Here is a 14,717-nt window from a genome sequence, read left to right on the forward strand (position 1 = left end):
TTACTCCGGCAGCAGGCTTTCGCCAGCAAACAACTCAGCTACCGTCTCACGGCGACGCACTTCAAATGCCTGATCACCGTCCACCAACACTTCAGCGGCACGGCCGCGGGTGTTGTAGTTGGAACTCATGACAAACCCATAGGCACCGGCCGAATGCACGGCCAGCAGGTCGCCTTCTTCCAGGGCCAGTTGACGATCCTTGGCCAGGAAGTCGCCGGTTTCGCAGATCGGGCCGACGATGTCGTAGGCGCGAGCGGTGCTGTTGCGCGGGCGCACGGCGGTGACGTCCATCCAGGCTTGATACAGCGCCGGGCGGATCAGGTCGTTCATGGCCGCGTCGACGATGGCGAAGTCTTTGTGCTCGGTGTGCTTGAGGTACTCGACCTGGGTCAGCAGCACGCCAGCGTTGGCAACGATGAAACGGCCCGGCTCGAACACCAGCGCCAGGTCACGACCGTCGAGACGCTCGCGCACGGCTTTGATGTAGTCGGCAGCCAATGGCGGCACTTCATCGCGATAACGCACGCCCAAACCACCACCGAGATCGATGTGGCGCAGGTAAATGCCACAGTCGCCGAGGCGGTCGACCAGGCCCAGCAGGCGGTCGAGGGCGTCGATGAACGGCGGCAGGGTGGTCAGTTGCGAACCGATGTGGCAATCGACGCCGACCACTTCCAGGTTAGGCAGTTGTGCGGCACGGACATACACGTCTTCGGCGTCGGCGATGGCGATGCCGAACTTGTTTTCCTTCAGACCAGTGGAGATGTACGGATGAGTGCCGGCATCGACGTCCGGGTTCACGCGCAACGAGATCGGCGCGCGAACGCCCAGCTCGGCAGCCACCACTTGCAGGCGTTCGAGCTCATCGGTGGACTCGACGTTGAAGCAATGCACACCGACTTCCAGCGCGCGACGCATGTCGTCACGGGTCTTGCCGACACCGGAGAACACGATCTTATCGGCGCTGCCACCGGCGGCCAGTACACGTTCCAGCTCGCCACGGGAAACGATGTCGAAACCGGCGCCCAAACGCGCCAGGACATTCAGCACGCCCAGGTTGGAGTTGGCCTTGACCGCAAAGCAGACCAGGTGCGGCATGCCGGCCAGCGCATCGGCGTAAGCCAGGTACTGGGCTTCGATGTGGGCACGGGAGTAGACGTAAGTCGGTGTACCAAAGCGTTCGGCGATGGCGGACAGGGCAACCCCTTCCGCGAACAGCTCACCGTCACGGTAGTTAAAAGCGTCCATAGCGTTCCCTTAGTAGACGTCGTGCTTGTGTGCTTTCGACGGAGTCTGCTGCGACGATTTGGCTTGCTCTGCAGGATCCTGATTTTCATCAGGCAGGTACAGCGGGCCTTTTTGACCACAGGCCGATACAAGGCAGGCGACCGCGACGAGCGCAGCAAGGGAAGAGATCAGGCGCTTCATGGCGAAATCCTTGAAAATGCGTTAATTGCGCCGGAGTATACCGGCCACCCGGCAGCTTGCCTATGTGACGCGGCTCCCGTCCGGCGGGGCTTGGCCTGATGCCAGTAAGTTATGTGCAGTCCATTGTGGGAGCGAGCCTGCTCGCGAAAGCGGTGTGTCAGGCAACGAATAGGTTGAATGTACCGGCCATTCGCGAGCAGGCTCGCTCTCACAGGTTGTTATTCTTTGCATTCGCCGGGGCTCGCCCGTATCTTGCGGCGCTTGAGCGTGAGTAGACACTTTTTGAGGTTCCCGCAATGAGTTTGACCGAAGCCCGTTTTCACGACCTGGTCGATGCAACCCAGCAGTCGCTGGAGGATATTTTCGACGAGAGTGGCCTGGATGTAGATCTGGAGAGCTCGGCCGGTGTGCTCACCGTCAAGTTCGAAAACGGCAGCCAATTGATCTTCAGTCGTCAGGAACCGCTGCGTCAGCTGTGGCTGGCGGCGGTATCCGGAGGCTTCCACTTTGATTACGACGCAGAAAGCGAGCGCTGGATGTGTGACAAGAGTGAAGAGCAGCTCGGTGAGATGCTTGAGCGCATCGTCAAGCAGCAAGCCGACGTCGAACTCGATTTCGAAGGTCTGTGAGATCGTGACCCCGCCTGCGCCCGTTCGTCCGCCCAAACCGCTTTACAGCAATGTTAGCCCGGCGGTGCCTTCGCCGTGCAGCGGTGTGTGTCGGCTGGATGAACAGAAGGTCTGCCTGGGGTGTTTCCGCCATGTCGAAGATATTCGCGAATGGCGCTCGGCAGATGATGAGCGGCGGCGGGTGATTTGCACATCAGCCCTCGACCGCAAGAATAGAGGCTGACCCGGCCCCTGTAGGAGCTGCCGAAGGCTGCGATCTCTTGATTTTCAGCGATATCGGATCCGTAAAAAATCAAGATCAAAAGATCGCAGCCTGCAACAGCTCCTACGCCGCCGGGTGGCGGCTTGTATATTTATTGAGCTGTGATAGTGTCCAGAGACGCCTCAACCCATCGAGGCTCGTGAAAACCCCGCCTTTTTCTGGCGGGGTTTTGCTTTTTTCGTGCAGAAGAAAGGAGTCTGCCCTGATCATGACCGCACCTTCCATCACCCTTACCCGTCTGGACGTACAACGTCTGGAGCGCCTGATCGACAGCCTGGATGACACGCTGCCGGGCGTTATCGCGCTGCAAACCGAACTGGATCGCGCCGATACTCTGGTCGGTCACGATGAAGTGCCCGCCGATGTCGTGACCATGAATTCCCGAGTGCATTGCCGTGAAGAGAGCAGCGGCAAGGACTATCACCTGACCCTGGTTTACCCCAAGGATGCCAACGCCGACGAAGGCCGGATTTCCATTCTGGCGCCGGTGGGCAGTGCCTTGCTCGGCCTGAAGGTTGGCCAGCACATCGACTGGCCGGCACCGGGCGGCAAGACCTTGAAACTGACCCTGCTGGAAGTTGAATCGCAGCCTGCTCATGGCGGCGACTTCCCGGAATAACATCCCTTCAGACCTGCTCGAGCGCCTCGTTCAGTGCGCGTTCCAGGTCGGCCTTGTAGCGCAGATACAGATGGCTTGAACCCTGACCATCACCGAGCAGGCCCGACAGGTCCAGGTCGGTGATGTAGCAGCGGTAGCGTTCTGTCTCGCGACGCTGCTCGACGATTTCCCCCGCGACTGCGGTGAACAACTGATCGCCATGTTCCAGCTCGGAAAATTCCCGCTGATTGCAATACAAGGTGACCTGCACCTGCCCCGGTGCGGCTTTGCCGACGATGGCCTGCACGTCATAGAACGGTTTGTTGAGCGGTGTTTGCGGTGTCGGCCGGGCTTCGACCCGACGCGCCCGCGTGGGACCTGAAGGCAACAACTGGTAATACAAAGTCTCCAGGCTCAGTGGCTGGGCGGCGTCTATCGGCAGCAAGGCATCGCGCCGGTACTGGATCGATTGCAGGAAGCGTTGCAGCGGCACCAACAGGCTCTGTTCATCGTGATAGGGCAAACGCTGCTGCCACAAGGCATTGAATTCATCGAGCACATACAAATCGGCCTGGTACTCATTGATCCGGTAGAACACCTGAACGCAGTCGGGTTGCCCCATGGGCAGGATCAGCGCCAGATCGTGGTCTTCCAGTGCCATCGGGTCCAGATGAAACGGGCTGTAGCTCGGCAGTTCTTCGCCGAGGTAGTCGAACAGCGCCGGCAGTGTGGCGAGGGCGACGTGACTGACCTGGCCCGGCACCAGCTCCAGCACGTGGTAGTGCTGCTGGACCTGAATCAGGTAACGATGATTGAGTTTGCTCAGCAGCAGGTTCTGCGCGGTGTCGAGGATTTCTTCGACCCGCCGCGCAATGAATTGCGCGCGGTTGTGGCAGAAACAACGCACCCGCAGTTTGGGCTGTTGTGGCCCGTCCGGCAGGTTGTTGAGGTAATCGCGCAGGCAGTCAAGCAGGGCGTGGGGACCGTCAAAACGGCTGACCAGCACCTCGTTCCAGCTATTGAGCGTGACTTGGTCCAGGGTCAGCACCAGGTTTTCCCGCACGCCGGCATAGCTCAGGGAGTCGGTGCGCTCGGTGGTCATCAGGATGTTCAGGTCGCGATGGTGCCTGAGCGGATCGACGCCGACGTTCACCAGAATCAGTATTTCGCTCGGCACACTGGCGCGCAGCAAAGGCTCTTCGGCGACAGTGGTCAGGGGCAGGGCGATGCTTTGTTGCAGGCTGCCGAGCAGGTTGAACAATTCGAACTCGCTCAAGTCGCTGGTGCCGGGGTGCAGGGCCAGGCGGGTGCTGCTGTCGATCACGCCGTTGCGGTGGCACCAGGTGAGCAGTTCCAGTAACTGACGACTGCGCTTGATCGGCGCGAAATGCTCCCACTCATGAATGGTCAGGCTGCCGTTGTACAAACCCCATTGGGTTTGCCCCGGTTCTTTTTTGTTCGGCGCCTGCACCAGCGTCAGAGTGTCTTCGGCCAGATCGGGGGCAATGCCCGGGTTGATGAATTCGATCTTGTCGGCCTTGCGCTCGAAAGCCGCGTACAGCCGCCGGCCCAGTACATTGAGGTCGCGCTTGTTGATCAGGCTGACGGTCTGTTCGTTGCGGGCAAACTGCGTCAGGAAGCGGTAGCTGTAATTCAGCTCGCCGACCAGGGCCCTGCGTTCGGCGCTGACCTGGCGGACTTTCCACTGGCTGCGGCTGTCGAGCAATGCGAGCTGACGCTGATCCCAGTGCCATTCGTGGGCCAGGCGTTCGAGTAACGAGCGCTGCCAGTTCTGAGTGCGACCGCTGCTGCCGGTGAGTTTGCGATTGACCTTCAGGTACAGCGCGCGGCGTACCAGCTCCAGCCGTTCCGGTTCGCCCCGGGCCGCGAGGTATTCCTCGATACGCCGGTAAACCACGATGTATGGATCCAGTTCGTCGAGATCCAGTCGATTGGCAAACACCGCCTGCTTGAAGCGCAGGCTCAGGCACTGGACCTTGGGGTGTTCGCTGGCGTAGACCTCGGTCAGCAGCAGTTTGAGCACTGATTTGTACGGTGACTCAATGCCTTTGAACAACTGCCAGAGCCCGGCACCGATGAATTCCCCGGGCGGGATATACGCCAGATGCCCCAGGTCCAGGGTTTCGTCGGCACGGATAAAACGTTTGGATAACAGCGTGTGGGTATACCGGTCGTACGCCGCCTCTTCGTAAACCGGCACCAGCCACCAGATGGGTGTACGGCCGGCCAGCCAGATCGCGGTGCGGTAGAACTCGTCCAGCAGCAGGTAGTGCTGGGTGGTGCCACAGTCTTCCGAACTCAGTTGGGTATCGCGCTCACCGAGCACGAAGCGAGCAGGGTCGATCAGGAAGAAATGCGCCTCGGCACCCTGGCCGGCGGCCCATATCTCTAGCAACTGGCATTTCTTGCGCAACTCTGTGAGCTCGCTTTCGCTCAAGTCCGGCCCGTGACAGACCCATACGTCCATATCGCTCTGGTCGGCCTGGGCAAGGGTGCCGAGGCTGCCCATCAGGAACAGGCCGTGGATCGGTCGCGGCGGATTGCTGCCGTGGCGCGGCTTATAGGAAAACGAGCGAGTCAGGCGCTGGGCTTCGGCGAGGGCGTTGGCGTCAGGTTCGAAATTTGACAGCCCGGCCGGGGTGCTGCCCGAAACGTAACCCGGCAACAGCGGATGATTGACATGGAAAAACAGCGGCAGCAGGGTCAGAACCGTTTGCTGGCGGGTCGACAGCCCTTCCATGGCGCGTGCCATGCGGCCCTCGTTGAGCTTCAGAAAACGGGCGCGCAGCTGGCTGAGAACCTTGCGGTCGATTCCCTCGTCCAGATCGGGGCGGATTTCATGGGTGCGGGTCATGTCAGCTCAATCCGGCTCGCGGGGCTCGGACGTGGAGGGCTCGGGATGAGGGGCAGTTTAGCGCCTCGGCACCGTGACTTTTAAGCTGATTTTGTCTTTCTGGCGTCAGGTTCCTATCGCACGGCGACAGCGGGCACCAAAGTGTGCCCGCGGAAATCCCGTGACAGAGGTTTCCGTGGGCGATGCGGTGAGGCTCAGGCTGTTTCGCGCACGGACAGAATGGTTAGAACGGTTTGCACATTTTGTGCAGCATCACGCCCCAGGCTGGTCAGATAACCGCCATCGGGCTGGGTGATCAATTCTTTGTCGAACAGTCTTTGGGCAGCGGCAATGGCTTTCGGGGCAGCGGTCTGATGAATTTTCAAACCTTCCTGGGAGCTGTCCAGGTTGAAGAGGGCGAGGATTTCCAGTTCGGCAACCAACTCAGGGGTAAGCGACATAAGGACTCCAGACTTTCTAGGAATTAGACGATAGCGCTCCTAAGGTGAACTCGCTGGTGCGGCATGTCCAGTGCTGGCTACAGGGTTTTTTCGTCTTGGGGTGGTTTGCGGTTTAGTCAGCGTCTGGGGCAAGGCTGTACTGATGGGTGACAATCCATGTGGAGGCGGGCTTCCGTGGCGAGGGGGGTTACCTGTGGCGAGGGAGCTTGCTCCCGTTGGGGCGCGAAGCGGCCCCAAAAGCTTTGCGACTGCTGCGCAGCCGAACGGGAGCAAGCTCCCTCGCCACAAAAGCCCCGTGACAGGGCTGGCTTATTGCTTTTCCGGCGGCAACTCTGGCAGCGCGCGCAGCGCAGCTTCGTACCATTGGGTGTTGAACGCGCGGTCTTCTTCGAGGATCGCGTCGATTTCCACTGCCAGCACGTGAGCCATCAGATTGAGGATTTCTTCACGCTCGTAACCCACCAGGGTCAGCTTGTTGAAGGTCGCCTTGGCGGCCGGTGGGTTGTCGCTTTCGATCTGGTTTTCAATCGCTTCGATCAGAGTGTTTTCGGCGAACTCTTCTTCGTCGATCTCGATATCAGTTGGCTCGCTCATGGCAGGCTCCTCAAGGAAAGGCGGCCAGTTTACCCGCATTCAGCGCTGTGATGCTGCTGGCAAGAAGTGCCCGGGCGTTCTATAACTGGCGCTGCCAACCCCCTGCACGGCCTGGAGGCTATGTAATGCTCAAGCTTTATGGATTTTGCGTCAGCAACTACTACAACATGGTCAAGCTGGCGTTGCTGGAGAAGGGACTGCCATTTGAAGAAGTGCCATTTTACCCAGGCACTACCCCCGAGACGCTAGCCATCAGCCCACGTGGGAAGGTTCCGGTGCTGGGTGTCGAACAAGGTTTCATCAACGAAACCAGCGTGATTATCGAGTACCTCGAGCAGAGCCAGAAAGGTATGCCACTGCTGCCGAGCGAGCCCTTTGAACGAGCGCAGGCGCTGGCTTTGGCCAAGGAAATCGAGTTGTACATCGAACTGCCGGCGCGCGCCTGCTACCCCGAAGCGTTTTTCGGCATGTCTGTGCCGGAGGCGATCAAGGACAAGACCAAGGCCGAGCTGCTGCTGGGGTTCGCCTCGCTGGGCAGGCACGGCAAGTTCGCTCCTTACGTAGCAGGCGACAGTCTCAGCATTGCGGATTTGTATTTCCTGTACAGCGTGCCGATGGCCTGTGCCGTGGCGCAGAAGCTGTTCGATATCGATCTGTTGGCTGAGATGCCGGCGGCCAGGGCGCTGCTGGAACGTCTGGGGCAGAATCCGCATGTGCAGCAGATCGCAAAGGACAAGGACGCGGCGATGCCAGCGTTTCTGGAGATGATCGCGTCGAAGAAGTAGGTTTTGTAGTGTTCTGAAGTCAGTCATCGCGGGCAAGCCCGCTCCCACAGGTTTAACCGTCTGGCAAAAATTTCTGGCCGGTCGGAGATCCTTGTGGGAGCGGGCTTGCCCGCGATGCTTTTAGCGGCTGGCGAGCAATGCCTGACCGCGAGCAACTGCCTTCTTGACCTGCGCCGGCGCAGTCCCGCCGATGTGGTCACGGGCATTCACCGAGCCTTCCAGGGTCAGCACGGCAAATACGTCCTGCTCGATCTGATCGCTGAACTTGCGCAGTTCTTCCAGGCTCATTTCCGCCAGGTCCTTGCCGCTATCCACGCCGTACTTCACGGCATGGCCAACGATCTCGTGGCAATCACGGAACGGCAGGCCACGACGAACCAGATAGTCAGCCAGGTCGGTAGCCGTGGAGAAACCACGCAGAGCTGCCTCGCGCATCATCGCGTGCTTGGGTTTGATCGCCGGGATCATGTCGGCAAAGGCCCGCAGCGAGTCGCGCAGGGTGTCGGCGGCGTCGAACAGTGGCTCTTTGTCTTCCTGATTGTCCTTGTTGTAGGCCAGCGGCTGGCCTTTCATCAGGGTCAGCAGGCCCATCAATGCGCCAAATACCCGGCCAGTCTTGCCGCGAACCAGCTCCGGGACGTCCGGGTTTTTCTTTTGCGGCATGATCGAGCTGCCGGTGCAGAAACGGTCAGGCAGATCGATGAACTGGAACTGCGCGCTGGTCCACAACACCAACTCTTCGGAGAAACGCGACAAGTGCATCATCGCGATGCTCGCGGCCGAGCAGAACTCGATGGCGAAATCGCGATCGGACACGTTGTCCAGGGAGTTACCGCCGACAGCGTCGAAGCCCAGCAGTTGAGCGGTGTATTCGCGGTCGATCGGGTAAGTGGTGCCCGCCAGTGCGGCGCTGCCCAGTGGCATGCGATTGGTGCGCTTGCGGCAGTCGACCAGACGCTCATAGTCGCGGCTGAGCATTTCGAACCAGGCCAGCATGTGATGCCCGAAGGTCACCGGCTGCGCGGTTTGCAGGTGAGTGAAGCCCGGCATGATGCTGGCGGCCTCGCGCTCGGCCTGCTCCAGCAAGCCTTGTTGCAGACGGGTAATTTCGCTGAGGATCAGGTCGATCTCATCACGCAGCCACAGGCGGATGTCGGTGGCGACCTGGTCATTACGGCTGCGGCCGGTGTGCAGCTTTTTACCGGTCACGCCGATACGGTCGGTCAGACGCGCCTCGATGTTCATGTGCACGTCTTCAAGGTCGATGCGCCAGTCGAACTGGCCAGCCTCGATTTCACCCTGGATGGTGTTCAGGCCATCGATGATACTGTCGCGCTCGGCATCGGTCAGCACGCCGACCTTGGCCAGCATGCTGGCGTGGGCGATCGAGCCCATGATGTCGTGGCGATACAGGCGCTGGTCGAAGGTGACGGAGGCGGTGAAGCGGGCGACGAAGGCGTCGACGGGTTCACTGAAGCGGCCGCCCCAGGACTGATTGGTCTTGTCAGTGCTCATGAATTCGCTCGTATCGGCTTGAAGAAAGATGGCGTGAAACGCTGACGCGGATAATAACAGGGTTGCCAATCCTGTCGCTGACACTGGTCGACAGGTTTTTTTCTCATCGTGCGACCCCTGCTCGAAGCAAACGATACAGAAATTGCGCAACGATATTTTTCAATTGAGCAATATCGTCCCGGCAACCGTCTACAGTTGGACAGAGGATCAGCGCACTTCTCGATGCTGCAGCTGACTATAGAGAGAAGAGGGGTGTTCATATTGTGTATCAGCAAACCCTACGGCGATGCCTCGCCAGTGCGGGCCTGGGCCGCCAGTCAGACGGCAGATAAAAATTTAGCCGCCGGTCTCGCGGCACTTTTTGGCCCTCGCGCTAGTCTTAGCGTGGATCGCGGTGACGGACGTCACTTCACCTGTCTACGCTATCCTTGTGCGAGACTCACGCAGGAATCCAGCGCAATATGAATGTCCTGATCGTTGATGACGAACCCCTGGCCCGCGAGCGCCTGAGCCGAATGGTCGGCGAACTCGAGGGATACAATGTCCTGGAGCCCAGCGCCACGAACGGCGAAGAGGCGTTGGCACTGATCGACAGTCACAAACCGGATATCGTGCTGCTCGATATTCGCATGCCGGGCCTCGATGGCCTGCAAGTGGCTGCACGATTGTGCGAGCGCGAAACCCCGCCCGCCGTGGTGTTTTGCACCGGGCCCGATGAATTTGCCGTGGAAGCCCTACAGGCCAGCGCCGTGGGCTATCTGGTGAAGCCAGTGCGCACAGAACAGTTACACGAAGCATTAAAGAAAGCCGAGCGACCCAATCGCGTCCAGCTTGCGGCCTTGACTCGCCCGGCGGCCGAAACCGGTAGCGGTCCGCGCAGCCACATCAGCGCCCGCACCCGAAAAGGCATCGAACTGATCCCATTGGGTCAGGTGGTCTACTTCATTGCCGACCACAAGTACGTCACCTTGCGTCATGAAGGCGGTGAGGTGCTGCTCGACGAACCCCTTAAGGCCCTCGAAGACGAATTTGGCGATCGTTTCGTGCGGATCCACCGCAACGCACTGGTTGCTCGCGAACGCATCGAGCGGCTGCAACGCACGCCCCTGGGGCATTTCCAGCTGTTTCTCAAAGGCCTGAACGGCGATGCCCTGATCGTCAGCCGACGCCATGTGGCCGGTGTGCGCAAAATGATGCAACAGCTTTAAGGGGCGGATTTCTACCCTATTACCGGACATTGAGGGCCAGGGAGGCCACGCAGTTTCTGATACAAGTCAAAGCGGATTTGGCTGAGCTGTTATTATCTGCCGTATCTATTCAGTACGGATTGATCCATGTCCTCTCGCGAAATCCGCATCGCCACCCGAAAAAGTGCTCTCGCCCTGTGGCAGGCCGAATACGTCAAGGCTCGTCTGGAAGAGGCCCATCCGGGCCTGCTCGTGACGCTGGTTCCCATGGTCAGTCGAGGCGACAAGCTGCTCGATTCGCCGCTGTCGAAAATCGGCGGCAAGGGCCTGTTCGTCAAGGAACTGGAAACCGCGCTGCTGGAAAACGCAGCCGACATCGCCGTGCATTCCATGAAAGACGTGCCGATGGACTTCCCCGAAGGTCTCGGTCTGTTCTGCATCTGCGAGCGTGAAGACCCGCGCGATGCATTTGTCTCCAATACCTACGCCAGTCTGGATGAGTTGCCGCCAGGCAGCATCGTCGGCACCTCCAGCCTGCGTCGTCAGGCTCAGTTGCTGACCCGCCGTCCGGATCTGGAAATCCGCTTCCTGCGCGGCAACGTCAATACTCGCCTGGCCAAGCTCGATGCCGGCGAATACGACGCCATCATTCTCGCCGCGGCGGGTTTGATTCGCCTGGGCTTTGAAGACCGCATCACTTCGGCTATCAGTGTCGAAGACAGTCTGCCGGCAGGTGGCCAAGGCGCGGTCGGTATCGAATGCCGTAGCGCCGACACTGAAATACATGCGCTGCTGGCGCCGCTGCATCATCAGGACACGGCCACTCGCGTTACCGCCGAACGTGCTCTCAACAAACATCTGAATGGCGGCTGCCAGGTGCCAATCGCTTGCTACGCCGTGCTTGAAGGCGAGCAGATCTGGTTGCGCGGTTTGGTGGGTGATCCGAATGGTGGCCTGCTGCTCAGCGCCGAGGCCCGGGCGCCACGGGCGGATGCCGAGGCTTTGGGTGTGCAGGTGGCCGAAGACCTGCTGAGCCAGGGCGCCGCCGACATTCTGAAAGCAGTCTATGGCGAGGCAGGGCACGAGTGACTGGCTGGCGCCTGTTGCTGACGCGCCCTGCGGATGAGTCGGCGGCGCTTGCCCGTGTGCTGGCCGACGCGGGGGTTTTCAGCAGCAGCCTGCCGCTTTTGGATATCGAGCCGATTCCTGTCTCTGACACAATGCGCGAAGTCATTCAGAACCTGGATAGCTATTGCGCGGTGATCGTGGTCAGCAAGCCTGCCGCCAGAATCGCTGTCGATCTGCTCAACCAATACTGGCCGCAACCACCGGGTCTGAAGTGGTTCAGCGTGGGCGCGGCGACGGCGCAGATCCTCGAGGATAGCGGGCTGGATGTGAGTTTTCCGGTCGATGGCGATGACAGCGAAGCCTTGCTTGAGCTTGCGCCGTTGCGCGAGGCTGTCACTCGACCCGATCCGCGAGTGTTGATCATGCGCGGGGAGGGTGGGCGCGAGCTACTGGCTGAGCGTTTACGCGAGCTTGGTGCTAGTGTCGAGTATCTGGAGTTGTATCGACGCGGTTTGCCGCAGTACCCGTCGGCAACGCTGCCTGACCGGATCAAAGCGGAACGCTTGAACGGGCTGGTGGTCAGCAGTGGACAGGGTTTTGAGCACCTGCACCGATTGGCTGGCGATGCCTGGCCGAGCATGGCGCGGTTGCCGTTGTTTGTTCCAAGCCCCAGGGTCGCCGAGCTGGCACGTGCCGCCGGGGCCCAAACAGTTGTGGATTGTCGTGGCGCCAGTGCCGCGGCCTTGCTGGCGGCGTTACGGGAACACCCCGTGCCCGTTTTCTAATGCAAAGGATGGATACGTGAGCGAAACAGCCTTGCCTAAAGATGACGTCCGACCTGTGCTTGATGCATCGGTTGAAACTGCGCCACCTGCTGTTGAGCAGCGCCGAGGCAATGGGTTGGCAATCGTTGCGCTGCTGTTGGGCGCAGCCGGTGTTGCCGTGGGTGGTTGGGGAGTCTGGCAGGTGCGTCACCTGCAAGCCAATAACCAACAACAGTTGAGTCAGGTACAGGCGTTGAACGATCAGGCCCAGAGCCTGAAGCTCAACGAGCAGCGCCTGACGGCTCGCCTCGAGCAAATGCCGGCCGCCGAGGAACTCGACGCGCGCAGTCGTCTGGTCACTCAACTCCAAGGCGATCAGCAACGCCTGAATCAACGCCTGGAAACCGTCCTCGGCGCGAGCCGCAAGGACTGGCGTCTGGCCGAAGCCGAGCACTTGCTGCGTCTGGCCAGCCTGCGCCTGTCGGCGTTGCAGGACATCAGCAGCGCCCAGGCCCTGGTGCAGGGCGCCGATGAAATTCTCCGTGAACAGAACGACCCCGGGGCTTTTGCCGCTCGCGAGCAAGTGGCCAAAACCCTGGTAGCCCTGCGCAGTACCGAACAGCCGGATCGCACCGGATTGTTCCTGCGACTGGGTGCCTTGCGCGACCAGGTGATCAACCTCACCGAGCTGGCGCCTGAGTACAAGGACCGTGGCGAATCCCTGTTGGGCCTGACCGCCGATGGCGACGGTGCCAGTCGCTGGGCGCAATGGTGGGATCAGATCTCGCGTTATATCCGCATCGATTTCAACGCCGACAAGAATGTTCGTCCGTTGCTGGCAGGGCAGAGTCTGAGCCAGGTGCGTCTGGCCTTGAGCCTGGCGCTGGAACAGGCTCAGTGGGCCGCACTCAATGGCCAGGCCGCGGTTTACACCCAGGCGCTGGCCGAGGCGCGGGACGTGCTCAAGGGCAACTTCAACCCGGACAACCCCCAGAGCAAAATCATGCTCGAGCAGGTGACCGAGTTGAGTAAGCAGCCGGTCACGGTGGTCACGCCAGATCTGACGGGCACGTTGAGTTCGGTTCAGGCCTATCTTGAGCGGCGCAACGTCAACGCCGAGGAGTCGGTGAAACCTCTGGCCAAACCTGCTGCGAGCACTATGCAGGAGGCCACGCCATGAAGCGCCTCTATGTGATCGTGTTCGTGGTCATCGCCGCTGCCGCCGCGCTGGGGCTGGCGATTGCCGAGCATTCCGGCTACGTGCTGATCGCCTACAAGAGCTTCCGTTACGAATCGAGCCTGTGGGCAACCCTGGCCCTGGTGGTCGTGCTGTGGCTGGTGTTCTGGGGCATCAAGGCGTTGATCGAGCTGGTGACGACCTCCGGTGGAGTGGTCAATCCATGGTCGCGGCGCAATCGCAGTCGGCGGGTGCAAGTAGCGATCGAGCACGGTCAGCTGGATTTGGCAGAGGGCCGCTGGGCCAGTGCGCAGCGTCATCTCTATCGCGCAGCGGAAGCCGAGCGCCAGCCGCTGCTCTACTACCTGGGTGCTGCCCGCGCCGCGAACGAACAAGGTCACTACGAGGAAAGCGACAATCTGCTGGAGCGCGCTCTGGAGCGACAGCCCCAGGCCGAGCTGGCGATTGCCTTGAACCATGCCCAATTGCAGACTGATCGCGGTGACACTGAAGGCGCGCTGGTGACCCTGCAAGCCATGCACGAGCGTCATCCTCATAACGTCCAGACCTTGCGCCAGTTGCAGCGCCTGCTTCAGCAACGGGGCGACTGGTCGGCAGTGATTCGCTTGTTGCCGGAGTTACGCAAGGACAAGGTATTGCCACCGGCCGAACTGGCTGAGCTGGAGCGCCGGGCCTGGGGTGAAAATCTTTCGTTGGCGGCACACCGGGAAGAGGACGGAACGGTCGGTTTGCAATCGCTCAATCGCGCCTGGCAGCAACTCACCGCCGCTCAGCGCCAGGAACCGCAACTGGTGCTGGCCTATGCCGAGCAATTGCGGCAACTGGGGGCACAGGTCGAGGCCGAAGAGATCCTGCGTGCAGCCCTAAAGCGCAAATACGACAGCCATCTGGCACGCCTGTATGGGCTGGTTCGCGGCAACGATCCGGCCAGGCAACTGCACACCGCCGAGGGTTGGCTCAAGGATCATCCCGCCGACCCGAGCCTGTTGCTGACGTTGGGCCGTTTGTGTCTGCAAAGCAGTCTGTGGGGCAAGGCCAGGGATTATCTAGAGAGCAGCCTGCGTGTGCAGCGCAACCCTGAAGCTTGCGCCGAATTGGCGCGGTTGCTGGCGCAACTGGGTGACACCGAACGCAGCAATCAGCTGTTCCAGGAAGGCTTGGGCCTATTGGATGAGCGCTTGCTGGCGGCACCGCTGCCGGTGCCGGCTCACGCCTGATTCCTGCTCCTGTAGCAGCAGGCTGCGCCAGCTGCTACAGGAGCGGGAATCGCTTCGAATCCGCCACTGTTTCAGTGTTGTAATCCTTCGCCGGCAAAGTCCTACAGAGGACTACATCAAATCCTCTCGGCACTGTCGGGAATTCCCTACACTTCTG

The 14,717-nt window shown here is 60.5% G+C and carries 15 protein-coding genes; 9 read left to right on the forward strand and 6 right to left on the reverse strand.

Annotated elements, in window-relative coordinates; genetic code table 11:
• Entirely contained in the window at positions 1–1,248 is a 1,248-nt protein-coding gene (gene lysA / locus AB4O41_RS17935) for a diaminopimelate decarboxylase (protein ID WP_460144139.1), read from the reverse strand.
• A 9-nt stretch (positions 1,249–1,257) separates the two neighbouring features.
• Positions 1,258–1,428 (reverse strand): LPS translocon maturation chaperone LptM, encoded by a 171-nt coding sequence (gene lptM / locus AB4O41_RS17940; protein ID WP_074871901.1) that lies wholly within the window; start codon positions 1,426–1,428, stop codon positions 1,258–1,260.
• A gap of 296 nt (positions 1,429–1,724) precedes the next feature.
• Between lptM and cyaY the strand changes: the two genes are divergently transcribed.
• The 3 genes from cyaY (at position 1,725) to rnk (ending at position 2,938) form a co-directional block, all read left to right on the forward strand.
• On the forward strand, positions 1,725–2,057 hold the full coding sequence (cyaY, locus tag AB4O41_RS17945; protein WP_460144140.1) for an iron donor protein CyaY: 333 nt from the start codon (positions 1,725–1,727) through the stop codon (positions 2,055–2,057).
• A 4-nt stretch (positions 2,058–2,061) separates the two neighbouring features.
• Positions 2,062–2,280, forward strand: coding sequence for a DUF1289 domain-containing protein (locus AB4O41_RS17950; RefSeq protein WP_460144141.1), 219 nt, complete (start codon positions 2,062–2,064; stop codon positions 2,278–2,280).
• Positions 2,281–2,527: 247 nt separating this feature from the next.
• A complete protein-coding gene (rnk, locus tag AB4O41_RS17955; RefSeq protein ID WP_034147684.1) occupies positions 2,528–2,938 on the forward strand; it encodes a nucleoside diphosphate kinase regulator in 411 nt (136 codons plus the stop codon).
• Between the two features lie 7 nt (positions 2,939–2,945).
• Here rnk and AB4O41_RS17960 read toward each other — a convergent pair whose 3' ends face one another.
• From AB4O41_RS17960 to AB4O41_RS17970, 3 genes are all read right to left on the reverse strand, one after another.
• A complete protein-coding gene (locus AB4O41_RS17960) occupies positions 2,946–5,792 on the reverse strand; it encodes a class I adenylate cyclase (RefSeq protein ID WP_460144142.1) in 2,847 nt (948 codons plus the stop codon).
• A 194-nt stretch (positions 5,793–5,986) separates the two neighbouring features.
• Entirely contained in the window at positions 5,987–6,232 is a 246-nt protein-coding gene (locus AB4O41_RS17965; protein ID WP_007894898.1) for a TIGR02647 family protein, read from the reverse strand.
• A gap of 309 nt (positions 6,233–6,541) precedes the next feature.
• Positions 6,542–6,826, reverse strand: a complete 285-nt coding sequence (locus tag AB4O41_RS17970; protein WP_460144143.1) for a hypothetical protein — start codon at positions 6,824–6,826, stop codon at positions 6,542–6,544.
• Between the two features lie 125 nt (positions 6,827–6,951).
• On the opposite strand from AB4O41_RS17970, the gene AB4O41_RS17975 reads away from it, so the two are divergent.
• Positions 6,952–7,611 carry a glutathione S-transferase family protein gene (locus tag AB4O41_RS17975; RefSeq protein WP_460144144.1) on the forward strand — a complete coding sequence of 220 codons (660 nt, stop codon included), beginning with the start codon at positions 6,952–6,954 and terminating at the stop codon, positions 7,609–7,611.
• A 120-nt stretch (positions 7,612–7,731) separates the two neighbouring features.
• Here AB4O41_RS17975 and argH read toward each other — a convergent pair whose 3' ends face one another.
• Positions 7,732–9,126, reverse strand: coding sequence for an argininosuccinate lyase (gene argH, locus AB4O41_RS17980; RefSeq protein WP_460144145.1), 1,395 nt, complete (start codon positions 9,124–9,126; stop codon positions 7,732–7,734).
• Positions 9,127–9,587: 461 nt separating this feature from the next.
• On the opposite strand from argH, the gene AB4O41_RS17985 reads away from it, so the two are divergent.
• The 5 genes from AB4O41_RS17985 to AB4O41_RS18005 all read left to right on the forward strand — a co-directional run bounded on the left by AB4O41_RS17985 (position 9,588) and on the right by AB4O41_RS18005 (position 14,560).
• Positions 9,588–10,334, forward strand: a complete 747-nt coding sequence (locus tag AB4O41_RS17985) for a LytR/AlgR family response regulator transcription factor (RefSeq protein WP_007899317.1) — start codon at positions 9,588–9,590, stop codon at positions 10,332–10,334.
• 126 nt (positions 10,335–10,460) lie between these two features.
• The gene (gene hemC, locus AB4O41_RS17990; protein WP_460144146.1) at positions 10,461–11,402 is read left to right on the forward strand and encodes a hydroxymethylbilane synthase; all 942 of its coding nucleotides are present in this window, start codon (positions 10,461–10,463) and stop codon (positions 11,400–11,402) included.
• Positions 11,399–12,166, forward strand: a complete 768-nt coding sequence (locus AB4O41_RS17995) for a uroporphyrinogen-III synthase (protein ID WP_460144147.1) — start codon at positions 11,399–11,401, stop codon at positions 12,164–12,166. The genes hemC and AB4O41_RS17995 overlap by 4 nt, the downstream gene beginning before the upstream one ends.
• A 16-nt stretch (positions 12,167–12,182) precedes the next feature.
• A complete protein-coding gene (locus AB4O41_RS18000) occupies positions 12,183–13,325 on the forward strand; it encodes a uroporphyrinogen-III C-methyltransferase (RefSeq protein WP_460144148.1) in 1,143 nt (380 codons plus the stop codon).
• On the forward strand, positions 13,322–14,560 hold the full coding sequence (locus AB4O41_RS18005) for a heme biosynthesis HemY N-terminal domain-containing protein (RefSeq protein WP_460144149.1): 1,239 nt from the start codon (positions 13,322–13,324) through the stop codon (positions 14,558–14,560). The genes AB4O41_RS18000 and AB4O41_RS18005 overlap by 4 nt, the downstream gene beginning before the upstream one ends.
• Positions 14,561–14,717 lie beyond the last annotated feature (157 nt).

It is taken from the genome of Pseudomonas sp. S2_A02 (assembly GCF_054668495.1).